Source organism: Roseibium album, from assembly GCF_965233825.1.
In the GTDB taxonomy this organism is placed as follows: domain Bacteria; phylum Pseudomonadota; class Alphaproteobacteria; order Rhizobiales; family Stappiaceae; genus Roseibium; species Roseibium album.
The window spans coordinates 440,001-464,733 of record NZ_OZ247583.1 but is presented as its reverse complement, the minus strand read 5'-3'; the positions used below and the strand labels follow the sequence as shown (position 1 = coordinate 464,733).

At 57.1% G+C, this 24,733-nt stretch carries 20 protein-coding genes; 14 read left to right on the top strand and 6 right to left on the bottom strand.

Annotation, left to right across the window (positions count from 1 at the left end; all coding sequences use genetic code 11):
• Positions 1 to 273: 273 nt before the first annotated feature.
• Entirely contained in the window at positions 274 to 3,048 is a 2,775-nt protein-coding gene (secA, locus tag ACO6TI_RS02115; protein ID WP_196879782.1) for a preprotein translocase subunit SecA, read from the bottom strand.
• Positions 3,049 to 3,315: 267 nt separating this feature from the next.
• Between secA and ACO6TI_RS02110 the strand changes: the two genes are divergently transcribed.
• The 4 genes from ACO6TI_RS02110 (at position 3,316) to ACO6TI_RS02095 (ending at position 6,315) form a co-directional block, all read left to right on the top strand.
• Positions 3,316 to 4,179, top strand: a complete 864-nt coding sequence (locus ACO6TI_RS02110) for a peptidylprolyl isomerase (protein WP_055114406.1) — start codon at positions 3,316 to 3,318, stop codon at positions 4,177 to 4,179.
• A gap of 150 nt (positions 4,180 to 4,329) precedes the next feature.
• On the top strand, positions 4,330 to 5,571 hold the full coding sequence (gene argJ / locus ACO6TI_RS02105) for a bifunctional glutamate N-acetyltransferase/amino-acid acetyltransferase ArgJ (RefSeq protein ID WP_196893924.1): 1,242 nt from the start codon (positions 4,330 to 4,332) through the stop codon (positions 5,569 to 5,571).
• Positions 5,572 to 5,654: 83 nt separating this feature from the next.
• Positions 5,655 to 6,056, top strand: a complete 402-nt coding sequence (gene mutT, locus ACO6TI_RS02100) for an 8-oxo-dGTP diphosphatase MutT (protein WP_029062454.1) — start codon at positions 5,655 to 5,657, stop codon at positions 6,054 to 6,056.
• Between the two features lie 55 nt (positions 6,057 to 6,111).
• Positions 6,112 to 6,315, top strand: coding sequence for a Flp family type IVb pilin (locus tag ACO6TI_RS02095; RefSeq protein WP_104702700.1), 204 nt, complete (start codon positions 6,112 to 6,114; stop codon positions 6,313 to 6,315).
• Positions 6,316 to 6,366: 51 nt separating this feature from the next.
• On the opposite strand, the gene ACO6TI_RS02090 is transcribed toward ACO6TI_RS02095, so the two are convergent.
• Positions 6,367 to 7,254 carry a methyltransferase domain-containing protein gene (locus tag ACO6TI_RS02090; RefSeq protein ID WP_104702429.1) on the bottom strand — a complete coding sequence of 296 codons (888 nt, stop codon included), beginning with the start codon at positions 7,252 to 7,254 and terminating at the stop codon, positions 6,367 to 6,369.
• Between the two features lie 173 nt (positions 7,255 to 7,427).
• Here ACO6TI_RS02090 and ACO6TI_RS02085 point away from each other — a divergent pair, with 173 nt between their 5' ends.
• The 4 genes from ACO6TI_RS02085 to ACO6TI_RS02070 all read left to right on the top strand — a co-directional run bounded on the left by ACO6TI_RS02085 (position 7,428) and on the right by ACO6TI_RS02070 (position 9,990).
• Positions 7,428 to 8,192: a ComF family protein gene (locus ACO6TI_RS02085; RefSeq protein WP_422384247.1), complete on the top strand. Its 765-nt coding sequence runs from the start codon at positions 7,428 to 7,430 to the stop codon at positions 8,190 to 8,192.
• A 109-nt stretch (positions 8,193 to 8,301) separates the two neighbouring features.
• Positions 8,302 to 8,559: a glutaredoxin 3 gene (gene grxC, locus ACO6TI_RS02080; RefSeq protein ID WP_029062451.1), complete on the top strand. Its 258-nt coding sequence runs from the start codon at positions 8,302 to 8,304 to the stop codon at positions 8,557 to 8,559.
• Between the two features lie 49 nt (positions 8,560 to 8,608).
• Positions 8,609 to 9,463, top strand: coding sequence for a carbon-nitrogen hydrolase family protein (locus ACO6TI_RS02075; RefSeq protein WP_422384246.1), 855 nt, complete (start codon positions 8,609 to 8,611; stop codon positions 9,461 to 9,463).
• Positions 9,460 to 9,990 (top strand): DUF1178 family protein, encoded by a 531-nt coding sequence (locus tag ACO6TI_RS02070; RefSeq protein ID WP_055114392.1) that lies wholly within the window; start codon positions 9,460 to 9,462, stop codon positions 9,988 to 9,990. Before ACO6TI_RS02075 ends, ACO6TI_RS02070 begins: the two co-directional genes overlap by 4 nt.
• 72 nt (positions 9,991 to 10,062) lie before the next feature.
• Here the strand turns inward: ACO6TI_RS02070 and ACO6TI_RS02065 are convergent, their stop codons facing one another.
• From ACO6TI_RS02065 to ubiG, 3 genes are all read right to left on the bottom strand, one after another.
• Complete coding sequence (locus ACO6TI_RS02065) at positions 10,063 to 10,572, bottom strand: hypothetical protein (RefSeq protein ID WP_209004565.1); 510 nt, start codon at positions 10,570 to 10,572, stop codon at positions 10,063 to 10,065.
• 214 nt (positions 10,573 to 10,786) lie between these two features.
• Complete coding sequence (locus tag ACO6TI_RS02060) at positions 10,787 to 11,482, bottom strand: alpha/beta fold hydrolase (protein ID WP_422384245.1); 696 nt, start codon at positions 11,480 to 11,482, stop codon at positions 10,787 to 10,789.
• Positions 11,482 to 12,243 (bottom strand): bifunctional 2-polyprenyl-6-hydroxyphenol methylase/3-demethylubiquinol 3-O-methyltransferase UbiG, encoded by a 762-nt coding sequence (gene ubiG, locus ACO6TI_RS02055; RefSeq protein ID WP_422384244.1) that lies wholly within the window; start codon positions 12,241 to 12,243, stop codon positions 11,482 to 11,484. The genes ACO6TI_RS02060 and ubiG overlap by 1 nt, the downstream gene beginning before the upstream one ends.
• 202 nt (positions 12,244 to 12,445) lie before the next feature.
• On the opposite strand from ubiG, the gene ACO6TI_RS02050 reads away from it, so the two are divergent.
• From ACO6TI_RS02050 to clpB, 6 genes are all read left to right on the top strand, one after another.
• Positions 12,446 to 13,696, top strand: a complete 1,251-nt coding sequence (locus ACO6TI_RS02050; RefSeq protein ID WP_029062445.1) for an aspartate kinase — start codon at positions 12,446 to 12,448, stop codon at positions 13,694 to 13,696.
• A gap of 70 nt (positions 13,697 to 13,766) precedes the next feature.
• Positions 13,767 to 16,034: a phosphoenolpyruvate--protein phosphotransferase gene (ptsP, locus tag ACO6TI_RS02045; RefSeq protein ID WP_055114384.1), complete on the top strand. Its 2,268-nt coding sequence runs from the start codon at positions 13,767 to 13,769 to the stop codon at positions 16,032 to 16,034.
• A gap of 253 nt (positions 16,035 to 16,287) precedes the next feature.
• On the top strand, positions 16,288 to 17,361 hold the full coding sequence (gene prfA / locus ACO6TI_RS02040) for a peptide chain release factor 1 (protein ID WP_055114382.1): 1,074 nt from the start codon (positions 16,288 to 16,290) through the stop codon (positions 17,359 to 17,361).
• Between the two features lie 2 nt (positions 17,362 to 17,363).
• On the top strand, positions 17,364 to 18,218 hold the full coding sequence (gene prmC, locus ACO6TI_RS02035) for a peptide chain release factor N(5)-glutamine methyltransferase (RefSeq protein WP_422384243.1): 855 nt from the start codon (positions 17,364 to 17,366) through the stop codon (positions 18,216 to 18,218).
• A 312-nt stretch (positions 18,219 to 18,530) separates the two neighbouring features.
• On the top strand, positions 18,531 to 19,307 hold the full coding sequence (locus tag ACO6TI_RS02030; RefSeq protein ID WP_422384242.1) for a DUF4167 domain-containing protein: 777 nt from the start codon (positions 18,531 to 18,533) through the stop codon (positions 19,305 to 19,307).
• A 214-nt stretch (positions 19,308 to 19,521) separates the two neighbouring features.
• Entirely contained in the window at positions 19,522 to 22,119 is a 2,598-nt protein-coding gene (clpB, locus tag ACO6TI_RS02025; RefSeq protein WP_422384241.1) for an ATP-dependent chaperone ClpB, read from the top strand.
• 94 nt (positions 22,120 to 22,213) lie between these two features.
• Here clpB and ACO6TI_RS02020 read toward each other — a convergent pair whose 3' ends face one another.
• Complete coding sequence (locus tag ACO6TI_RS02020; RefSeq protein ID WP_208993658.1) at positions 22,214 to 24,100, bottom strand: M23 family metallopeptidase; 1,887 nt, start codon at positions 24,098 to 24,100, stop codon at positions 22,214 to 22,216.
• Between the last annotated feature and the right edge of the window lie 633 nt (positions 24,101 to 24,733).

Genomic DNA, 24,733 nt, shown 5'->3' with positions numbered 1-24,733 from the left:
CCCTCCTTTCATTCTGCTGCGCCTTGCCAGGAATTTCCCTTTGCGGCTTTGCCTTCTCGACGGTGTCCCTGACTGCGCCGTTCAAGTTGAATTTTCCCGGATCCTCGCCTTCGGCTTCTGACACCGGCTGAAACGCAAAATCGCTGTACCCCGCACTTTTCGGGTCCATCTGGATCCGCATTTTCAAATATTGCCTGTCGATCGCGTGACGCAAAAAAGGGCTGCACCTATCAGGTACAGCCCCTATGGAGACTTCGGAACTATTAGCGGGCGTCAGACGAGCGCACCGTGGCAATGCTTGTATTTTTTGCCCGATCCGCAGGGGCAGGCTTCGTTCCGCCCAACCTTGCCCCAGGTAGAGGGGTCCTCAGGATCGCGTTCGGTTGCCGCTACCGGCCTCAACTGGGCGTCGGCAATTGCCATCTCGTCTTCGCCGGTGAGCGGGTCGATGTGATGGGCGTGCATTTCCGGTTCAGCCGGCATCTGTGGCGGCTGTTCCGTGACCAGTTCGACGCGCAGCAGCTGTGCGGTCGTCATCTGACGCAGCTGTGCCAGCATGGATTCGAACAAGGTGAAGGCTTCGGTCTTGTATTCCTGAAGCGGATCGCGCTGGGCGTATCCGCGGAATCCGACAACCGATCGCAGGTGGTCCAGATTGGCAAGGTGTTCGCGCCACAGGTTGTCGAGGGTCTGCAGCAGGATCGCCTTTTCAACCTGGCGCATGATGTCCGGCGTGTACTTGGCAACCTTCTGCGCCATGGCCTCGTCGGCGGTGCGGCGCAGGCGGTCCTTAACCTCTTCCTCGGCAATACCTTCTTCGGCTGCCCAGTCTTTTACCGGAAGGTCCTGGTTCAGGTATTTCTTGACTTCTTCCTGCAGACCTTCGGTGTCCCACTGTTCCGGGTATGCCTTTTCGGGAATGTGGGCTGCGACAAGGCCGTCGATGACGTCGTGACGCATGTCGGTGACGGCATCCTGGATCGCTTCGCTGTCCATAAGTTCAATACGCTGGTCGAACACCACCTTGCGCTGGTCATTCATCACGTCGTCGAACTTCAGGAGGTTCTTGCGGATGTCGAAGTTTCGGGCTTCGACCTTCTGCTGGGCCTTCTCAAGCGCCTTGTTGATCCACGGATGGATAATTGCCTCGCCTTCCTCCAGTCCGAGTTTCTGGAGCATGGAATCCATGCGCTCGGACCCGAAGATGCGCATCAGGTCGTCCTGAAGCGAGAGGAAGAACTTGGAATGACCCGGATCGCCCTGACGGCCCGACCGGCCGCGCAGCTGATTGTCGATACGGCGGCTTTCGTGCCGCTCCGTGCCGATTACGTAGAGGCCGCCCGCTGCCAGCGCCTTTTCCTTGAGGCGCTCGACTTCCGCACGGATTTCGGTTTCTTTGGAGGTGCGATCATCGCCCTCGGGCATGTCGCCGAGTTCCATGGCAATCTGCATGTCGGCATTGCCACCGAGCTGAATGTCGGTGCCGCGGCCGGCCATGTTGGTTGCAATCGTAACGGCGCCGGGCAAGCCGGCCTGCGCAACGATGAAGGCTTCCTGTTCGTGGTAACGGGCATTCAGGACTGCAAATACCTTCGACTTGCCGTCGTCTTTTTTCTGTGCCGCCGCGAAAGCGGCCGGATCGCTCAGGTCGATCTGCTTGTAACCGTGCTTCTTCAGCATTTCAGCCAGAAGTTCTGATTTTTCGATCGATGTCGTTCCGACAAGGATCGGCTGGCCCCGAACCTTGCAGTCATCGATCAGCTTGACGATCGCATTGAATTTTTCCTGGAAAGTCCTGTAGACCTCGTCGTCATCGTCCACGCGCGTGACTGGCAGGTTGGTCGGGATCTCCACAACTTCGAGCTTGTAGATATCGGCAAATTCGTCGGCTTCCGTCGACGCCGTGCCAGTCATTCCGGCAAGTTTGTCATACATGCGGAAATAGTTCTGGAACGTGATCGACGCGAGTGTCTGGTTCTCCGGTTGAATGCGAACCTTCTCGCGTGCCTCCAGTGCCTGGTGCAGGCCTTCGGAGAAACGGCGGCCCGGCATCATGCGGCCAGTAAACTCGTCGATGATGACCACTTCATCGTTGCGGACAATGTAATCCTTGTCGCGCTGGAACAGCTTGTGCGCCTTCAGAGCTTGCTGAAGGTGATGGACGATCGAGACGTTTTCAACATCATAGAGAGAGTCGCCCTTGAGGAGTTCCGCTTCTGCCAGCAAACTCTCGAGTTTCTCGTTGCCCGCTTCGGTGAAGGTTGCCGAGCGCTGCTTTTCATCCAGCTCGTAGTCTTCTTCCGTCAGGCTGGGAATGAAGGCATCCACCGTGTTGTAGAATTCTGACCTGTCTTCGAGCGGGCCGGAAATGATCAGTGGTGTCCGGGCTTCGTCGACCAGGATCGAGTCGACCTCATCGACGATGGCAAAGGAGTGATCCCGCTGCACCATTGACGCCCGGTCGTGCTTCATGTTGTCGCGCAGGTAGTCGAAACCGAATTCGTTGTTGGTTCCGTAGGTCACGTCGGCGTCATAGGCGGCGCGGCGTTCCTCGTCGGAGAGGCCGTGCGTGATGCAGCCGACGGTCAGGCCAAGGAACCTGTAGACTTGGCCCATCCATTCGCTGTCGCGCTGTGCGAGGTAGTCGTTCACCGTAACGACATGAACGCCGTTACCGGTGAGCGCGTTCAGATAAACCGGCGCCGTGGCAACGAGGGTTTTACCCTCACCCGTGCGCATTTCCGAGATCTGACCGGAATTCAGCACCATACCGCCGATCAATTGCACGTCATAATGACGCTGCCCGAGCGCTCGCTGCGCGGCTTCGCGGACAGTCGCAAAGGCCGGAACCAGAATGTCCTCCATGCTCGCGCCGTTTTTCAACTGGTCGCGAAACGCATCGGTCCGTGCCCTCAGGGCCTCGTCCGACAATGCCTGGACTTCCGGTTCGAGGGCATTGATCTGATCGACCGTTGCCCGAAATGTCTTGATCTTCCGGTCGTTTGCCGAACCGAAAAGCTTACGTGCTAAAGCGCCAAGGCCAGCCATGTGGCGGTCCTTCCCTACCAGGCGGCACCAACTGGCAATTTGGCGCCCACCCATGAAATCGTCTCAATTGCTGTCCACGTTGCCGCCAAGCGCAACGCGCTGGCCGGTGAACGCGGCCGAAAAGATGCTATCCCAGCCTGAAAGCAGGGACGCCCGACAGATAAGAGGGGGCTCTATGCTTGTCAACGCCGCTGGAATAGGCAAAGTACCCGCGCCCTCCGGATTGAGGGGACGAAAGTTACTATTCCTATACGTAAAGGACTTCTCATGTTCCGAATTTCGATGCGCAGGCCGGTTCAGGCTGTTGCCGTTTCCCTTCTGGCCATGACGCTCGGATCCGCCTCACTCAGTGCCGCCGAGCCTGGAGATGTGGTTGCAAGAGTGGGGGATGCGGAAATAACGGAAGCCGATATTGCATTTGCCGCACAAGACCTTGGCCAGCAATTGCAACGTTTCCCGCCGAACCAGTGGAGGGCAATCCTTCTCGACGTCGTCGTCGACATGGAGCTTCTCGCGCAGGCTGCGCGGCAGGATGGCCTTGATCAGGATCCCGACTTCAAGAATCAGCTGGAGTTCCTGGAACTGCAGGCCCTGCGCAATGCTTATATCTCCCAGAAGATCGACAGCCTCATCACCGACGAAGCTCTCAAGGCTGCCTATGAGGCAGAATTCAAGGATTTCGAGGGACCCGAGGAGGTCAATGCGCGTCACATTCTGGTGAGCGACAAGGCGGAAGCCGAAGCGCTGATCAAGGAACTTGACGGTGGCGCCGATTTTGTTGAACTCGCCAAGGAAAAATCAACCGGGCCATCAGGCCCCAACGGAGGCGACCTCGGCTATTTCGGCAAAGGGCAAATGGTCAAGCCGTTCGAGGACGTGGTCTTTACCCTGGAACCCGGCGAATACACAAAAGAGCCGGTCGAAACGCAATTCGGGTGGCATGTTATCAAGCTTGAAAACAAGCGCCGCCAGGAAAAACCGGCGTTCGAAACTGTTGCAGGTGACTTGCGTCAGCGTCTTATCCGCGAACAGTACGAAGCCAAGATGGCTGAACTCAAGGATGCCATTGCGGTTGAAGTTCTCGATGATTCATTGGAACTTCCAAGCAAGCAGGGTGAGAAAGCCGAATAGTGCTTCCGATGGAGTGCCTTGGACCCGGCGGATGTTTCCGCCGGGTTTTTTGATGGCAGAGCTTCTGTATTGCATGTCCGAAAAAACTTGCGCTTGCCAATGGTGCTCTCTAATCACAGCGGAAAAGTACAATTCATCAGGACAGCTGTCATGTCGACGACCGTTTCGCCACTTGCGCCAAAATCCTATCCCGACATGCCTGAGATTCAGGGCGTGCAATTCGCAACAGCCGCAGCCGGTCTCAAATATGCGGACCGAACCGATGTTTTGCTCGCAACCCTTGCTGCAGGAACGACCGTTGCGGGTGTGTTCACAAAGTCCAGATGCACTTCAGCGCCTGTAGACTGGTGCAGGGATCGGCTCGATGGCGGAAACGCATGCGCCCTTCTTGTGAACTCCGGGAATGCGAATGCCTTTACCGGAAAGAAAGGCAAGGCGGCTGTGGAGCTTTCGGCCGACATTGTCTCCCGGGCTTTGGACTGTCCGACAGACGGGATATTTCTTGCGTCGACCGGCGTGATAGGAGAGCCGCTTCCGGCAGAAAAATTCGCGCATGTGGTGGATGACCTCACCTTTGGGCAAGATGGCCAGGCCTGGCTTGAGGCAGCCAAGGCCATCATGACGACCGATACCTACCCCAAACTGGCCACCAGCAGTATCGACCTGGATGGCGAAACCGTCACCATCAACGGGATTGCCAAGGGGGCAGGAATGATTGCTCCCGACATGGCGACCATGCTGTCCTTCATCTTTACCGATGCGGCAATTTCGAACAACGTACTGCAGGACATTCTGAGTGTTGAAACCGGCAGCAGTTTCAATGCGATAACGGTCGACAGCGACACCTCCACATCGGATACGGTTCTGTTGTTCGCAACTGGCAGCGCGCGCGGGCGCGGCGTTGAGCCGGTCTCGTCGCTGGATGATCCCAGGACCGAAGTGCTGCGTGCAGCGCTTCGCGACGTCATGCAGGACCTTGCTCACCAGATCGTGCGTGATGGTGAAGGCGCGCGGAAGTTCGTTGAAATCAGCGTCGAACGCGCCGAAAGCGATGAATCAGCCAGAAAGATAGCCCTCTCAATCGCCAATTCGCCGCTCGTCAAAACCGCCGTCGCAGGTGAAGACGCCAACTGGGGACGAATTGTCATGGCTGTCGGCAAGGCCGGAGAACCGGCTGACCGGGACCGGCTTGCCATCTGGTTCGGCGACGTGCGGGTTGCCGTGGAGGGTGAGCGAGATCCGGATTACAGCGAAGATGCCGCGTCAGCCGTCATGAAAGAAGAAAACATCATCATTCGCGTGGACCTGGGACTTGGAGATGGCCATTCGACTGTCTGGACGTGTGACCTGACAAAGGAATACGTCGCGATCAATGGCGATTACCGCAGCTGATTGAAAATAGGTATTTGTTACAGCGCAATGGCGAAGATGATTAACAAGCCCTTTTCCGCCGGTTCGAAACTGGAACGAATTTAATGACAAAAATAGTGCTTGTTGCAGCCTGCGCGCTTGTCGACGTGGATGGGCGGATATTGCTGGCGCAGCGTCCTGAAGGCAAATCCATGGCCGGATTGTGGGAATTTCCCGGTGGTAAGGTCGAAGCGGGTGAGCGGCCTGAAGAAACGCTGATTCGGGAACTTGGTGAAGAACTCGGTATCGAGGTTAACGAAGCGTGTTTGGCACCTCTGACATTCGCAAGTCACACTTATGAAGATTTTCATTTGCTCATGCCACTTTACATTTGCCGCAGATGGGATGGAGTTCCTCAGGGTAAGGAAAACCAGTCTCTGAAGTGGGTACGCGCAGTCAGATTGAGAGACTATCCGATGCCGGCAGCAGACGAACCTCTCATTCCGCACCTGATCGACGCGGTTTAAGGCAGCAAGGCAAAGTCCCAGTCGGGCGGGAGTGATTGAATTGGAAAATTATTTGATGAGAAAGAAGTCAGTCAAAAAACTGGCGACCCGGTTCTTGGCTGACGAGAGCGGAGCTACCTCGATCGAATATGGAATGATTGTCGCGCTTCTGGGGACGATTATCATTCTCGGTCTGGGGCCGATCGGAACAACGATGCGCGATGATGTTTTCGGCACCATTGCAACGACGCTGAACAATTCGACAAAAACGACGCCGTAGTCGGTGCCCGGTATTATCAATCAGTATTTTCAACTCGTGTTTTTTCGAGCTTCAAATCTTTTGCTCCCGCACTCCTAATGCAGAGGCCAGTCTCGTTTTAGCCGATCCAGGACGCAGCGGTTTTTGCTGACTGTCGTGTGGGGCCCATGCGGACAGGGTTACCAGTGAAAATGTTGCACGAATCCTGCCGTCGTTGTCGGCATGGTTTTGCGCATATAATTCAGCTGCGCGGTAAACAGTCTTGCGGGACAAGGGGACCCTGGCGCTTTCTTTCAATACGGAAGTGGCTCCCATGCTGCGCAAGTCACGCAACAGCCCAAACATGTCGTCGTATCGCACAGTGACGTTGTCGTTGTCAGTCACCGGCAATGCAAAGCCTGCTCTCTGCAGCAGACTGCCCAGATCGCGAGTGTCCGCAAAAGGAAGGACACGGGCGGCTGCTCCACCCGTGACTTCGAGTTCAGCTCTTGTCAGGCTGTCGCGCAGTTCCGTCAAAGTTCCTGCTCCCGGCAGAACCGCCAGGAACAGTCCGTCCGGAACGAGCGCGCGGCGGATCTGAACCAGGCTCCCCGGAAGGTCGTTGACGGTATGCAGGTTCAGTGCCGAGACGATGAGGTCGATTGACTGATCCTTCAGGGGAAGCAGGGCGTCGTCCAAAATGAAGTCCGGCGCCGGCAACCGCGGGTCGGCGACAAAAAGATCGGCCCTGAGAGTTCTTTCCGCCTTGCCGGTATTGCCGATTGCCCGGGACACGAGGCCTGTGTGGCCGCCGAGGTCGAGCGCCGTGGAGAATGACCGGTTTACAATGTGGAGCCTGTCTTCCAGGTCATTCGCGACCTCGGCCAGCAGAAAGTCCGCTTCCGCGCCGCCCACCCGCAATGCCCGGTGGCGCCTGGTTGCGTAGAGGTTGCGGTCAAACAGGTCATGCTGCGTGGTCACGTGAATTCCTGACGGTAATCATGCGTTGGGCGCTCACATAAGATATCCGCCAAGGCAGGTCAAAGCCATTTCAATCGCGATTCGGGGTTTAAATCACTGCGCAACACTTATAGGTTGCTGTCTGCGCAGTTCTGCATTCAGAGATTAAGCACTTGATTCCGATACGCGAAAAATTGACAAGCTTTTCTCATGGTGTTCAAAGGGTTACATTGAATGCCCTGCTGCCGCTTCGCTGTTTGTGTTGTGATACCAGGGTCGGATCTGAAGACGGATTGTGCCCTGTTTGCTGGCACGGCATGCCGTTTATCGAAAAACCGGTCTGCTATCGGTTGGGCACTCCCTTTTCCTTCGATCTGGGCGAGCAAGCCTGGAGCCCGCGTGCCATTGCGTCGCCGCCTGACTTCGAACGCCTGAGATCAGTTGCCTTTTATGAAGGGTCCGCTCAAAATCTCATACTGGCATTCAAGTTCGCAGGCCGGCGGGAACTCGCCAGGCCGATGGGAAGATGGATGAACAGCGCGGGACGAGAATTTCTGAGAACCGACAGCGTTATTGTACCAGTTCCCCTGCATTGGAGCCGCCTGCTGTCCCGGCGGTTCAACCAGTCCGCCGCACTGGCGCAAGTCATTGCGAAAGAGTGCGGTGGGGACTACGAACCTGATCTGCTACGGCGTTCGAAGCGGACACGAAGGCAAGTCGGGTTGTCGGCCAAAGAGCGTCACAAGAACGTTCGGTCTGCCTTCACATTCGACAAGAACCGCGCCGGTCAGTTCAACGGCCGTCACGTTGTTTTGATTGACGATGTGATCACGACGGGATCGACGATTGCCGCATGTACAAAAACCTTGCTGGCAGCAGGCGCATCATCTGTCGACGTGCTCACATTTGCGTTGGCAGACCCTTCCCGAAACAATGGGGACGGGATGGTGGTGCCATGAGCGGGTCTTTTCCGCCTTGTGTTTCGTTCAGCTGAACGCATATAACGCCCGACTTTGAAAGTTGCCGCTGTAACAGACGGCGAAAAGGTCGGGTGAAAGGAACGAAAACATGGCCACGGTGGAAATCTACACAAGGCAGTTATGCGGCTTTTGCACTGCCGCGAAACGCCTTCTCGACAAGAAGGGCGTTGCCTACAAGGAATACGATGCGACCTTTGACGGCGGGCTGCGCAAGCAAATGGTTCAAAAGGCCAATGGGCATTCAACCTTCCCGCAGATTTTTGTCGGACAGACACATGTCGGCGGTTGCGACGATCTGCACGATCTGGAACGCGCGGGTAAACTGGACGCCTTGCTGGCATCCTGATTAAGTAGGCGCCAAACACCTTAATTGTGCCGGAGCACAAGGCGATCGAATGGCCACCTTCACTGCAGCATGCATTCAGCTTCGTAGCTCAAAGAGCCTGACGGACAACACCGATCAGGCGGAGCAACTGATCCGGGCGGCGGCCAGAGAAGGCGCTACCTACGTACAGACTCCCGAGATGTCGAACCTGCTGGTGAAGCGGCGTGAAGAGCTGCTGGAGCGGATCTCCGTTCCCGAGCAGGATTTTTTCCTGCAGACCGCTTGCCGGTTGGCGCTTGAACTCGGTCTGTTCGTGCATGTCGGATCTCTTGCGGTTCTGACCAAATCCGGCAAGGCTGCCAATCGCGGCTTTCTGATTGCCCCGGACGGCGGCATCCTTGCGACCTACGACAAGATCCATATGTTCGACGTGGATCTGGACAACGGCGAGAGTTGGCGTGAGTCGTCGACTTACGAAGCCGGAAATCAGGCAATTGTTGCAGACCTGCCCTTTGCCAGGCTTGGGCTGGCGATATGCTATGATATCCGCTTTCCGGCGATTTTCCGCTCGCAATCGCGCGCCGGCGCTGAAATCCTGACAGCTCCGGCTGCGTTTACCCGGCAGACTGGCAAGGCCCATTGGCATGTGCTACAGCGCGCCCGAGCGATCGAAAACGGTGCTTTTGTCGTGTCGGCGGCACAGGGCGGCCTTCATGAAGACGGGCGCGAGACATTCGGGCACAGTATCGTTGTCGATCCCTGGGGAAACGTGATCGCGGAACTGGATAGTGACGAACCGGGATTTGTTCTTGCCGAGATCGATACGACTGCCGTTGAAAAGGCACGAGCCCGCATTCCGGCTATCACAAACGAACGCGAATTTGTCTGTCATGTCACCGAGAGCCTGAAGGAGGAACCGGCTTGATCAAATACACGCTTGTTTGCGAAGCCAAACATGGTTTTGAGGGCTGGTTCCGGAATTCCGACGATTTTGAATCCCAGCGCGGCCGCAAGCTCGTTGCGTGTCCGGTCTGCGGGTCGGTGAATGTCGAAAAGGGGCTCATGGCTCCTGCGGTGTCAACTTCCCGCAAAAAGGAAGCGCGGCTTCCGGTTCGCGATGCAGAAAGCGTCTCAGCGGCTTCCGAGGCTACCAAACCGGTAAAATCTGTTGCGGCGGCACCAGCCGATACCGCATTGCAGCCTTCGGCATTGCTTCCGGGAGACGTGCGCCAGAAGGAAGTCCTGGAGGCTCTGCGTCAGGTACGTACCCAGATAATCGAGAATTCGGAGAATGTCGGCGCGAAATTCGCGTCCGAAGCCCGAAAGATGCACTACGGTGAGGCGGAAGAACGGAGCATTTACGGTCAAACCACTCCGAAGGACGCTGCAGAGCTTCTTGACGAAGGCATATCCGTATTGCCGTTGCCGGAGCTTCCCGAAGACAAGAACTGATCGGCAGCGCATCCCGGCCGCTTCAGGTTTGAGAGCCGGGATGCGAGAACGTTAGCGGCTGTCACCGTGTTCTCATTCAGCCTTTTTGGCGGCGGACCCGCCGGACCGTTTTTTGGGGGCTGGCGAGTTCGTAGCCTGAAGACTCTCTTCGGCAGCTCTTGTCATCTCGCTGACGTTTTCCATCGCCGTTTCATTGAGTTCTTCGACCGCGGCTGCGTTTTCCGAATAACTGTTCCGGAAAAGTGCTGCCTGCTTTTCGAAATGCTCCTGATACTCAGTCGCCATTTTCGAGTAAAACGCCTGCAGGGTTTCCACTGTCTGTTCAGGTGCAACACATTGGCTCAGGGACTTGGCGCATTCGAAGTCTTCATGGAGGCGATGGCTGACAAATTCCATGTGATCGTCGAATGCCTTCTCGGCATGTGACCACATGGTGGTACCCATTTTCTGGAGACTGGTAACCGTCTTGTCCTCGACCCGGTCCTCGGGTTGGGCGAATGCCCAGTTGGAGAAAGTCGGCATTGGCCAATCGACCTGAAATGCCGGAAATTCGAAGGCACTTGGATTGCGTTTGGTCGGCATGAGAGATCCTCCGCTTGTTCGTCTGTCATGCATTTTCGGCCGGCTGTGAGCGCCAGGCCGGGGTTGGTGCGGCATCGTCAAGGGTTTCTCCCGGTCCTTGCCGGGCTTTTCAACCTAGCCTGCCGTAACTCTAGCCCTGCTGCAATGCAGATCTTTGACAGGGATCAAGAAATTCCGAATGATTTTCCGGTTCGTGCACAGGGCCCGGCGCAAGTCACGGACGGTTCAGGAAATTCCTCAGTTTTGCAGTCACGGTGCCGGGTTCTTCAAGGGTGGACAAATGGCCGCAGTCATTGACGATAGCCAACTCGCTTCCCGGTATGAGGTGGTGTATTTCAACGGACAGCGCAGGCGGGATCAGCCGGTCGCCATCGCCGGAAAGAACCAGCGCAGGACAGGAGATTGCAGACAGAGACGGTCGTGAATCGATCCTGTTCGCGATCGCGGTCTGTTGGTGGACGAAAGCCTCCGGTCCCGTTTCAAGGGCCATCTCGGTCACGATCGACTTCAGGTGCTCATTGTCGTCGTTCTTCTCATGGACGAAACCGGCGTAAAAGAGATCCGGAACCTTCGCAAAGCTCCTTTGTCTTGCCAGCTTTATCGACACGCTACGGCGCTTTTTTTGATCTTCGCTGTCGGCATGTGCGGAGGTATTCAACAAGGCGACCCTGCTGACCCGCCCCGGTGCAGCCCGCAGGATTTCCATCGCAACATATCCGCCCATCGATAGGCCGATCAGGGAAAAACGGTTCGGAGCCTCCTCCAGAAGACGCGCGGCAATCGCTGCGATACTGTCATCTTCACGGGTGTTCGCAACCAGGATCGGACGATCGGCGAAAGCGGCGATCTGGGGTGCATAAAGCGCTTCCGTGCACAAGAGCCCCGGCACGAAAACGATCGGGTCGTTCATCAGGCTGCGTCCGGTTTTTCCGACAGCAGCATATAGTTGACGTCCATGTCCCTGGACCGGGCCCAGGTATCGGTCACCGGGTTGTAGCTCACGCCCGATCGGTCGATGATCCTGAGGCCAGCCGCATTAAGCGGGCCTTCGATTTCCGACGGTTTCACCAGCTTTTCATAGGAGTGCGTGCCTTTCGGCAGCCAGCGAAGGACATATTCCGCGCCCACGATGGCCAGAGCATAAGCCTTGAGTGTGCGGTTGATGGTCGCAACGAACATCAAGCCACCGGGGCGAACCATGCTGCCGGTTGATTCAAGAAACAGCGGAACGTCCGCGACATGTTCGACCACTTCCATGTTGAGGACGACGTCGAACGTTTCGCCAGCGGCAGCAAGGTCTTCGGCTGTTTCCGCGCGGTAATCGATCTTTAGACCGGACTCCCGCATATGCAGGGTTGCGATTTTGATGTTGGTTTCGGATGGATCGGCGCCGACAACTTCAGCACCCAGGCGCGCCATGGGCTCGCTCAAAAGACCGCCGCCGCAGCCTATGTCAAGAAATCGCAATCCCTTGAAGGCGTCAGACGCCTTCGGATCCCGTCCGAACTTCTTGCAGACTTCCTGCTTGATATAGGTGAGGCGAACCGGGTTAAACTTGTGGAGTGGCTTGAATTTTCCAGTCGGATCCCACCATTCGCTGGCCATTGCGGAAAACCGGGCGACCTCGTCTTCGTCGATCGTACCTGCCGTCTGATGCGCCTTGCCTGTCATCGGAGGATCCTCTTTTCGGGTGAAGCCTGCTGCTTCTCCTGCGGTGTGTCACTGTTTAGCTGTCGTTCAGTGTCTTTGACCATATGTCAAGTGAGCGCAGCACAAGCGGTGTTGCAGCAACGCATCAACGCCTGTATGCATGTGCGCCGATCCACCCGGAGCGCCCGGCGCTTCACGACACGATAGACAGAATACGAGTGGTATGGCCCGACTGGTTTTAAAATTTGGGGGAACTTCGGTTGCTGATCTGGATCGCATCCGGAATGTCGCCCGCCATGTCAAAAGGGAAGTGGAAGCCGGACACCAGGTCGCGGTGGTGGTTTCGGCCATGGCCGGACAGACCAACAAGCTGGTGGAATTCTGCCGCGAAGCCGCGCCGCTCCATGATGCGCGCGAATATGATGCAGTCGTTGCGTCGGGTGAGCAGGTCACGTCCGGTCTTCTGGCAATCGTGCTGCAGGAAATGGGCGTAAACGCCCGGTCCTGGCAAGGTTGGCAGGTCCCGATCAAGACGGATGAAAACCATGGTGCAGCGCGCATTCGCGAAATCGATGGAAGTTTCCTGACCGAAAGGCTCGAGCAGGGGCAGGTCGCGGTGCTGGCCGGTTTCCAGGGCATATCCCCGGACAACCGGATTGCCACGTTGGGCCGGGGCGGTTCCGATACGAGCGCGGTTGCGATTGCCGCTGCAGTCAAGGCGGACCGCTGTGATATCTATACAGACGTGGACGGGGTCTATACGACAGATCCGCGCATCGTGCCGCGAGCGCAGCGACTTGAGCGCGTTTCTTTCGAGGAAATGCTGGAAATGGCGTCGCTTGGAGCGAAAGTTCTTCAGGTTCGTTCCGTCGAAATGGCGATGGTGCACAATGTCAGGACATTCGTGAGATCCAGTTTCGACGATCCCGATGCTCCGCAGGCCGGCGAAGACGGCCTTCCGATTGGTACTTTAATTTGCGACGAGGAAGAACTCGTGGAACAGCAGGTAGTCACGGGCATCGCCTATGCCAAGGACGAAGCCCAGATTTCTCTCCGTGACGTTGCGGACAAACCGGGCGTTGCCGAATCCGTGTTCGGTCCGCTCGCCGATTCGCACATCAACGTGGACATGATTGTTCAGAACATCTCCCCGGACGGCAAAACCACGGACATCACGTTCACGGTACCTGAAGGTGATTTCGAGCGGGCGAAGAAGGTACTGCATGACAACCGCGAGGATATCGGTTTCCAGAATGTCGAAGGTGCCACCGACGTTGTAAAGGTTTCCGTAATCGGCATCGGAATGCGTTCCCATGCCGGTGTTGCTGCGCAGTGTTTCAGGGGGCTCGCTTCCAAGGGAATCAACATCCGCGCGATCACGACATCTGAAATCAAAATCTCTGTCCTGATTGATTCTGCTTACGCAGAACTTGCAGTGCGGACTCTCCATTCGCTATACGGGTTAGACGGATAGTTTAACCGGCGGGCGACTCCGACCTCAACGGAACCGAAGTTTGCCTGAAGCGGAACAAGACGGGGGCGCGATGCGCAGCAACCTAGCCGGACCGCGCCTATTGCTCCGCAGGCTCCGCGAAGTCATGGCGGAACCGATTACGGCGCAGGAGCGACTCGACAAGATCGTCGTGCTGATTGCATCGAATGTCGTCGCCGAGGTGTGTTCGGTCTATATTCTGCGCGCGGATGGCGTTCTCGAACTCTATGCGACCGAAGGCTTGAACCGGGAAGCGGTTCATAATGCATCGTTGCGTGTCGGCCAGGGCCTCGTGGGCCTGATTGCGGCTGAGGCGCGACCGCTGAATCTTCCCAATGCCAGCGCCCATCCCGGTTTCGCTTATCTGCCGGAAACAGGTGAAGAAGCCTATAATTCATTTCTCGGGGTACCCATTCTGCGCGCCGGCCGGACCCTGGGCGTGCTCGTTGTACAGAACCAGTCTCACCGGACTTATCTGGAAGACGAAGTCGAGGCGCTGCAGACAACGGCAATGGTGATTGCCGAAATGGTTGCCGCCGGAGAACTGGAAGCAATCGCACAGGAGGCGACCGGGCTTGACCTGTCGAGGCCGATCACCGCGACCGGCGCCGGTCTGTCGGAAGGTGTCGGCCTGGGCCATGTCGTGCTGCATGAACCGCGTGTCGTCGTCACAAACCTGATCGCAGAAGATACCGATCAGGAGACAGGCCGCCTTGAAGGCGCCATCAACAGGCTTCGGCTGTCGATCGACGACCTTCTGGCAAGTGGCGAGATCGCGGCATCCGGGGAACATCGAGAGGTTCTGGAAGCCTATCGCATGTTTGCCTATGACCGTGGCTGGATCCGCAAGATCGAAGACGCGATCAAAAACGGCCTTACCGCGGAAGCCGCTGTCGAAAAGGTTCAAAGCGACACACGGGCCCGCATGCTCCGCCAGACGGATCCATACCTGCGAGAGCGTCTGCATGATCTCGACGATCTTGCGCACCGGCTGATCAGAGAGTTGATGGGCCGTGAGCACGGACCGGGCCTGGGCGAGTTACCGCAAGACGCGATCATTGTCGGACGAAACATGGGCGCGGCGGAGCTTCTTGACTACGGCCGCGACAGGATTCGCGGCCTGGTCCTGGAAGAAGGAGGGCCGACAAGCCACGTGACCATCGTTGCCCGCGCCCTCGGCATTCCGACTGTGGGTCTGGTTGAAGACATCGTGAGCATGGCAGATGGCGGCGACGCGATCATTGTCGACGGGGACACGGGGGAAGTTCATCTTCGTCCCGCCGCTGACCTTGAAAATGCCTATGCCGAGAAAGTCAGGTTCAGGGCGAGACGTCAGGCCCAATACAGGCGGTTGCGCGGCAAACCATCGGTGACGAAGGACGGCGTGGAATTTTCCCTGCAGATGAATGCCGGTCTTTTGATCGATCTGCCTCACCTGGCCGAATCTGGTGCAGCCGGAGTAGGCCTGTTCCGCACTGAACTGCAATTCATGGTCGCTTCCTCCTTCCCACGGATGCGCGAACAGCAGGCTCAGTACACTCAGGTGCTGGATGTTGCCGATGGAAAGCCGGTGACCTTCCGGTCGCTTGACATCGGCGGTGACAAGGTCCTGCCTTATCTGCGTTCGATCCAGGAAGAAAATCCGGCCATGGGCTGGAGAGCACTGCGACTCGGGCTCGACAGGCCGGGCCTGCTAAGAACGCAAATCCGTGCACTCCTGCATGCCGCTGCCGGCCGCGAATTGAAGTTCATGTTTCCGATGGTCGTGGAGGTCGATGAATTTCTGAAAGCAAAGGCGCTGGTCGACAAGGAGGTCAAGCATCTTCGCAGGCACGGGCACGCGACCCCTGAACATATCAAGCTGGGCGTGATGATTGAAGTGCCGTCCTTGTTGTTTCAGCTCGACGAATTGATGACTTACGTAGATTTTGTATCTGTCGGCTCGAACGACCTGTTTCAGTTTCTTTGCGCTGTTGATCGCGGCAACACAAGGGTGGCCGAGCGCTTCGATACGTTGAATGTCGCCTTCCTCAGAGCCTTGAAATCAATTGTTGACGCGGCAAACAAGTCTCATGTTCCCGTAACGCTGTGTGGCGAACTGGCGGGGCGGCCACTGGAGGCAATGGCTCTTGTGGGGCTTGGATACAGGGACCTGTCGATGTCGCCTGCCTCGCTTGGCCCCGTAAAGGCCATGCTTCGAACGCTTGATGTCGGGCGTCTTTCGGCAAGGCTTCTTCCAAGACTTGAACCTGGACACGATGATAGCAATATTCGCGATGTCTTGAGGAGATTTGCTTCCGAAACCGACGTTGCCCTATAGCACCGGCGGATGCGTCACATCGATGAAACCGCGCCCTTAACAAGAACGCCACGATTTGGGGCAAGACGCCGTCTGGCCCGCACTTCAAGGAACTGGAAAGTCGGACCGAAACCGGCCGGTCCGGAGGCGGCTGAACTGGTGTGGTGAATACACAAAATGGGAATTGCTTTCTCGAGCGTCGCTCATTTTCGAAATCTGCACTTGGTTCGGGTAATATTCGTTGCCCGGACCGAACCAAGGAGTAAATGCGCTCATGCTGGCGCGTCACAAACTTGATAATCTGCTGGATCGGTTCGCCGAAATCGAACATCTGATGTCGACCGGACCCGATGCTGCCGCCTATGTGAAACTTTCCCGTGAATATGCTGGGCTGGAACCGCTGGTCACAAGAATCCGGGCTCTCATCAAGGCGGAGGAGGATCTGGCCGGCGCAGAAGCCCTGCTGTCCGATCCCGACATCGATGCAGAAATGCGCGAACTCGCGGAGATGGAACGCGACGAATTGAACGGCAGTGTGGAGCATCTTTCGCAGGAAGTACGTATCGGTCTCCTGCCGAAGGATGAAGCCGATGCCAACGATGCGATCCTAGAAGTCCGTGCGGGAACAGGCGGCGACGAAGCAGCTCTTTTCGCCGGTGACCTGTTTCGCATGTATCAGCGTTTTGCCGAACTGCAGGGCTGGAAAGTGGAAGTGCTTTCGGCAAGCGAGGGAGAAGTCGGCGGATACAAAGAGGTGATCGCATCGGTTTCAGGTGAAAACGTTTTTGCTCGATTGAAGTTCGAATCCGGGGTGCACAGGGTTCAAAGGGTGCCGGCGACCGAATCAGGTGGCCGGATTCATACGTCTGCTGCGACGGTTGCGGTTCTGCCGCAGGCTGAGGACGTCGATGTCGATGTTCAGGAAAGCGATCTGCGTATTGATACTTTCCGTGCGTCGGGAGCTGGTGGCCAGCACGTTAACACGACCGATTCCGCCGTCCGGATCACCCACCTGCCGACAGGGATTGTGGTTGCGGTGCAGGACGAGAGATCTCAGCACAAGAACAAGGCAAGGGCGCTGCAGCTCTTGCGCGCACGCATTTATGACGAAGAACGCGAACGGGCTGCGAGCGAGCGAACGGAAGCGCGCCGTCTGCAGGTCGGGTCAGGCGACCGGTCCGAACGAATTCGCACCTATAATTTTCCACAAGGCCGCGTAACAGATCACCGGATCGGGCTGACACTCTATAAACTCGAGCAGATCATTGCCGGCGAAGGGCTCGGAGAGGTCATTGAAGCCCTGATCGTGGATCATCAGGCCAATCTGCTCGCATCCGAAGATGCCTGATCATGCAGTTGGGCCAGCTCTACAGACAGGTCCGGGACCGGTTTCGTGCGGCGGGTTTGCCGGCCGCCGATCTGGATGCCAGGATACTTGTCAGTACATTGCTGGACTTGAGTATTTCTGACCTGATTCTCGATGAACGTAGGGAAATCGCGACCTCAACCGTTGCTGAAATCGGTCAAAAGGCGAAACTGCGCCTTGCGGGCATGCCGGTTGGCCGCATTCTCGGTGAACGGGAATTCTATGGCAGACGTTTTCTTTTAAATTCGGCTGCGCTTGAACCGAGACCGGACACAGAGGTTCTGATCGATGCGGTTCTACACCGGACGATGTCGGACAGGCCCATCGTGATCTGGGACATCGGCACCGGGTCCGGTGCGATTGCTGTCACTCTTCTGGCAGAACTGCCATTGTGCCAGGCAATTGCATTCGACTTGTCTGAAGACGCGCTGGCATGTGCCGCGGGGAATGCACGATTGCATGACGTCGACACACGGTTCCAGGCGGTCTGCGCCGATTTTCTGTCTTCCATTGACACAAGTTGTTCTGACGGGCCGGATTGGATCATCAGCAACCCGCCCTATATCCAAACGGACGTTCTTTCGACTCTTGACCCGGAAGTGATTCACTTCGATCCGCTTCTTGCTCTCGACGGCGGCAAAAGCGGACTTGAGGCCTATGTCTGTATTATTACGGATGCGGCGAAGCTCATGAAAAAAGGCACCGGAATCGCCTTTGAAATAGGGTTTGATCAAGCTGCTGATGTGGAAAAACAGCTGCGTCATCATGGCTTTGGAGCAATTGAAATCATTAAGGATCTTTCCGGAAACGATCGTGTTGTGCTGGCCCGCAGGGCATAATTTGTCCGTTTTGATCCATTCACGAAAAAGCACTTGGAAATCCCGACGGAAACGGTTAGGTTGCGACTCGCCGAGACCGGAGATGTTATCAGCGTTCAGCGGGGCATACGCATCCGGCAGAATGGTGACAGGCGCACTTTCAGCGCGATGGAGCCAGCTGCAAATCGGGCTTTCCGGTGTTTCGGACTGTCGAAGAGAAAGACGAAAGCGCGGGCCGTCGGCCTTTTATGCTTTGCGTGTGTTTTCAAAGACAGCCGCTAACCAGCATTGTTGGTTTCGGTAGGTATTTCGTATCGGTTTGAGAAAATTCCGATGTTGGGTCAGCAGTTGTCTGGCCGCCGTTCCGCAAGAGAAAACGGCAGGATGAGACCAGGAAATCAAAGCAATAAGCGTATGCGAGGTCGGGGCCGCAAAGGACCTAACCCGCTAACCCGGACTTACGAATCAAACGGTCCTGATGTGAAAATCCGCGGCACGGCGATGCATGTTGCGGAAAAGTATCAACAGCTAGCCAGAGACGCGCAAGCCTCAGGCGACCGGGTGATGTTCGAGAGCTACAACCAGCATGCGGAACACTATCTCCGCATAGTCGCTGCAGCACAGCCGCAACAACAACCTGCTACTCAGCAACATGCACGCAATGAGGCTGAAGAGGGAGGCGAATCGGCTGCCGCGAACGGTGCTGCGTCACCTCCCGTCAATGGCTCAGAGCGGCCAGCGCAGGAACAGCGCGCGACCCCCGATGGGGATGTGGTTGACGCAAACAGCCCGCAGCCTTTCATTGAGGACATGCCGGTGATCGACCAGGAAGGCCAGGTCAACGGCGCCGGACAGAACGCAGAGGCAGACGACGCCGGTGGCGAAGACAAGCCGCGCCGTCGGACACGGACGCCCAGAGCGCGGACACCGCGGCGTGCGGCGACCGAAGCAAGTGCGGAAGCGGCTCCCGAAGCAACTGCGGAAACTGCAGAAACGCCTGCAGCGACTGCAGAGGACGAGCAGACGAAACCACGCCGGCGCACGACGCGGACACGGCGGGCCAAAACCGCTGAAGAAGCTCCCGCAGAAGCGACAGCGACATCCGAATAACCGCTTCGAATATGGTTTTACGGTGAAAAACGGCGTCCCAACGGGCGCCGTTTTTTGTTGTGCGGATTTCGGCCCAAAGGGGGTTTTGTGATGAAAATGCAACACTATATAAAGGGGGCAGTGCTCGATGAGGCTGTACGGATGCCCTCCAAGGGGTCCGTATCCAACAACGTTCCCCACGCTTCGGGTGGTGCGAACGGGTAGGAGGTAGATAATGAACTTTGAAAAATACACTGAACGCGCCCGGGGATTCATTCAATCCGCCCAGACATTTGCTCTTGGGCGGGGCCATCAGCAATTTGCGCCTGAACATGTTCTGAAGGTTCTTCTGGACGATCAGGAAGGCATGGCTACCGGACTGATCGAACGAGCTGGCGGCCAGACCAAGGCCCTGAAGGGGGATCTGGAATGCGTTCTCGACAAAATGCCCAAGGTTTCGGGTGGTTCCGGCCAGCTCTATATGGCCCAGGGAACGGCACGCCTGTTTGAACAGGCCGAGAAGATCGCTGAAAAGGCCGGAGACAGTTTTGTGACCGTCGAGCGCCTGTTGCTGGCCCTTGCCATGGATAGTGGCAGTGAAGCCGGCAAGCTTCTGAAGCGACACGGCATTACGCCGAACGGGCTAAACGATGCGATCAGCCAGTTGCGCCAGGGCCGGACAGCCGACAGCGCGACTGCAGAAAACCAGTATGAAGCCTTGAAAAAATATGCCCGGGACCTGACAGAGGTCGCCCGTGACGGCAAACTCGACCCGGTTATTGGCCGTGACGAGGAAATCCGGCGAACCATCCAGGTGCTGTCCCGCAGAACCAAGAACAATCCGGTTCTGATCGGCGAGCCAGGGGTCGGCAAGACCGCGATTGCCGAAGGCCTGGCGCTGAGGATCGTCAATGGTGATGTTCCCGAATCCTTGCAGGACAAGCAGTTGCTTGCGCTGGACATGGGTTCGTTGATTGCCGGTGCCAAATATCGCGGCGAATTCGAGGAACGCCTGAAGGCAGTTCTTTCGGAAGTCGAAGCGGCTGCAGGCGGCATCATCCTGTTCATCGATGAAATGCATACGCTGGTCGGCGCAGGCAAGGCGGACGGTGCGATGGATGCGTCCAACCTTCTGAAACCCGCCCTTGCGCGCGGAGAACTTCATTGCGTCGGTGCAACGACGCTGGATGAATACCGCAAGCACGTGGAAAAGGATGCCGCGCTGGCGCGTCGTTTCCAGCCGGTTTTCGTTTCGGAGCCGACCGTTGAGGACACGGTGTCGATCCTGCGTGGTATCAAGGAAAAATACGAGCTCCACCACGGTGTGCGCATTACCGACTCTGCGATAGTCTCGGCGGCGAACCTTTCCAACCGCTACATCACCGACCGGTTTCTTCCTGACAAGGCGATCGATCTTGTCGACGAGGCGGCAAGCCGCTTGCGTATGCAGGTCGATTCCAAACCGGAAGAGCTGGACGAACTGGATCGCAGGATCATTCAGCTGAAGATAGAGCGTGAAGCGTTGAAGGTGGAAAGTGACGAGGCATCGCGCGACCGGCTTGAAAGGCTCGAGCAGGAACTCACCAATCTGGAAGAGCAGTCGCAGGCCCTGACGAACCGCTGGCTCGGCGAAAAGGAAAAGCTCAATCTTGAACAGAAGATCAAGGAGCAACTCGAGCAGGCTCGGACCGATCTGGAAATCGCTCAGCGCCAGGGGGATCTGGCAAAGGCGGGTGAACTGGCCTATGGCGTTGTACCGGACCTGGAGCGCAAGCTGTCAGACGCGGAAGCCTCCGAGGACAAGGATTCGATGGTGGACGAGGCCGTTTCACCCGCGCATATTGCCCATGTCGTATCGAAGTGGACCGGCATTCCGGTCGACAAGATGCTGGAAGGCGAGCGTGAAAAGCTGCTGCGCATGGAGGATGTGCTTGCGGATCGCGTGGTCGGTCAGTCGGAAGCCATTCACGCCGTTTCGACGGCGGTGCGCCGGGCGCGTGCGGGTCTTCAGGATCCAAACCGGCCGATCGGTTCCTTCATGTTCCTCGGCCCGACCGGTGTGGGCAAGACAGAGCTGACCAAGGCACTGGCGAGCTTCCTGTTTGATGACGACAGCGCCATGGTACGGATCGATATGTCGGAATACATGGAAAAGCATTCCGTTGCCCGGCTGATCGGTGCTCCTCCCGGATATGTCGGCTACGAGGAAGGGGGCGCCCTGACGGAAGCCGTCCGCCGGCGGCCCTATCAGGTGGTTCTTTTCGACGAGATCGAAAAGGCGCATGGAGATGTCTTCAACGTGCTGTTGCAGGTCCTCGACGATGGCCGACTGACCGATGGTCAGGGTCGCACCGTGGATTTTCGCAACACGCTGATCATCATGACGTCCAATCTTGGTTCCGAATTTCTGGTCAGCCAGCCCGAAGGTCAGGACAGTGATGCTGTCAGGGATGATGTCATGTCGGCAGTCCGTGGACATTTCCGACCTGAGTTCCTGAACCGTCTGGACGAAATTGTCCTGTTCCACCGTCTGCAGCGTTCGCAGATGGGGGCGATCGTCAAGATCCAGCTTGCGCGGTTGCGAAAGCTTCTGGTGGACCGGAAAATCACGCTGAACCTGGATGACGGCGCGCTCGGCTGGTTAGCCCAGAAAGGTTATGATCCTGCCTATGGCGCCCGGCCCCTGAAGCGGGTCATCCAGAAGGATGTCCAGGATCCGCTTGCGGAGAAACTGCTGGCCGGCGACATTCTGGACGGGCAGACAGTCGATGTCTCCGCCGGAGCCGACCGGCTCGTATTTCAGGTTGCCGGCTCGGAAAGCGCAGCAGCCTAAGAGACGCATTTCGTCGTGCTCGGAAATCAGAACCCGCGGGACTTCTTGTCCCGCGGGTTTTCTGTCGCCGTATAGGGAGTTTGTGGACTGCGTCTCAGTTGACCGCTGCTACACGGGACGGCTTGCGTGCCCGTTCCAGGAGAGTGTCTACGCGGTAGCGCTCTGTTTCGAAGCTGGTCCGCATTTCGCCGTCAAGCGTTCGTCCCTTTGGCAGCTTGATCCGCATGGGATCAACATATCTGCCATTGACCAGGACCTCGTAGTGAAGATGCGGTCCTGTTGACAGGCCCGTAGACCCGACATAGCCGATGATCTGGCCCTGGGTGACACGCGTTCCTTCCCGGATGCCCTTGCCGAAGCTCGTCATATGACTGTAGGTGGTTACATAGCCGTTGGTGTGACGCAGTTCGACACGGCGGCCGTAGCCGGAGGCCCAACCTGCTTTTATCACGCTGCCGTTTCCGGCGGCTATGATCGGTGTGCCGCGCGAAGCCGACCAGTCGACGCCGCGGTGCATCCTGGTGTATTTGAGAATGGGGTGGCGTCGCATGCCGAAACCGGACCGGAATTTGCCGCCGTTGACCGGTTTGCGGACGAGAAACTTCTTTGCACTCTGTCCGGACGCGTCGTAGAAATCAGTGACCCCGTCATCAGATGTCCTGTAGCGATAAAACTCGCGTTTGGTGTTCCCGGTATTGAGGGCGGCATAGAGGATCTTGGGTGCGGCGTCTTCGTCGCCGGGTGTGAAAAAAAGCTCCAGGGCATCACCCGGCTGGACCCGTGAATTGAAGTCGACATCAAACGAGAACATGCGCACGAGGTCATCAATGATTTCCTCCGGCATCTCCTGTTCAAGAGCCGTCTGGTAGAGGCTGTCGTAGATGGCAGGTGTCGGACCGCCATAGGAAACGCGGTCGGCTTCGGCAAAGGCATCGGCAAGAAACGTGCTCGGTTCTTCTGCCCGGACATATCTGCCGCTATCCGAACGAGCAACCGTCGCCTGATGTTCGGTGTCGGTGTAGAGCGACACCCGTTCCGGGCGCATCCGTTCCAGATCCTCGGGCGATCGTGCATAAGCGATGCGCAGCCGTTGACCGTCTTCAAGTTCGGATATCCCAAAGAGGCTTGCGAAAGAGGAGGCGATGTTTCCAGCTTCCACGTCGTTGGCGTCATAGTCGAGGAGCAGATCAACAAGGTTCTGACCCTCGGTGATCGGCACGATGTTTTCTTCCATTCCCGTGAACCGGATTTCCTCATCCCGTTTCGACACGAAGGAAACGTTCTCCGGTGTGATGCGGACGGCATATCGTTCCAGATCGGGCTGAAGCGCCAGATTGAAATCGAACCGGCCGGGGTCAACAAGAGTTTTGGCCGCGGTCTCCACGGAATTGATCGCAAGTGCTCGCGCAGATTCGCGTACGATCAGCTCAACCTCGCTTTCCGAGGGTGTCTCGTCCATGTCTATGCTGGGGCTCGACGCGGGAAACGGCGCAAGACTGATGCTGACTTCGCTTTCCAGTTTTGCACCGTATATGGAATCGGCAATCTGCGAGGTCGCTGTGTCGATCAGGGTGCCACCAGATGCGTCGTCCTGATTATCGGAGAACATGCTCAGCGGGTTGAACGCCGGTATCAGATCGGCAAGTTCCGGGTCCTTGCGCGTTGCCAGGGAGGCACTGACAAAGACGTGCGGTTGCACCCGGACATGATCCTTGTCGCCGACCCGGGCGACGACATTGACGTCGATCGTGTTCTTGCTGGAATATTCCGCTGCGGTCTTGAGAACACGGTCGCCCTTGCTGCTGCCACCTGGTGAAGCTGAAAGTCCCGCAAGATAGGCATCGGTGGAGGCCGCCGCCTCAACACTGTACTGGCCATCGAGGGCCGCCATCAAGGCGCCACCCATCAGGACCAGCGAGGTCACGCCGGTCAGGACCGATCCAGCAAGCCAGCGCAGGGATACCTGGCGTTTGTCAGACATACCGCTGCGGCCTTCATAGCCGCGCAATGGCGGCTCGTCACCCAATTCGATGCGGGGGGGCTGTGCACTATGGAAAGGGCCAAAATGCATAGATACCTGTCCGGTCCTTCGTAAAGCTCTGTTTTAAGATCAAACCCGTCTGATACAAGCTGTCAGTAGCCTGTCCGGACGTCGCAGCTTGCCAGATCCTGCTTCATGCAGTGTTTGATCTAAAACGTCAAATGTTTATGCATTGGGATTTACGACACCGAATGCCCGAAAGATATTGCCTAATTCGAGATTTTGACGGTTCTGTGATCGTTCGGCCTGTTTAGGGTTTTGTGTCATGATTGCGAGCCCGCCGGCACGGGAGAGTGGCGAACATCTTTCAGGCCAAACAGGCACCGCAATGCATGTACACGCTTTCATTGCCGCAGGGTGCCGGGTGCGACCTTGTCTCGATTTCCCAATAAGGAATGCTGCAACGCATTGTTTCAGGTGCAGGCTGAGCGTGTTGAACCCGTTGGGTCGGGCCGCTTCCGGTCGCCGAAATCTTGTTGGCCGACAGCGGTGCCCGAGTACCTTTTACGGGAGGGCGTGTTGTGAAATAAGTATCTGAAAATCATACGATAAATACGAGAGTTTTCGTTCTGT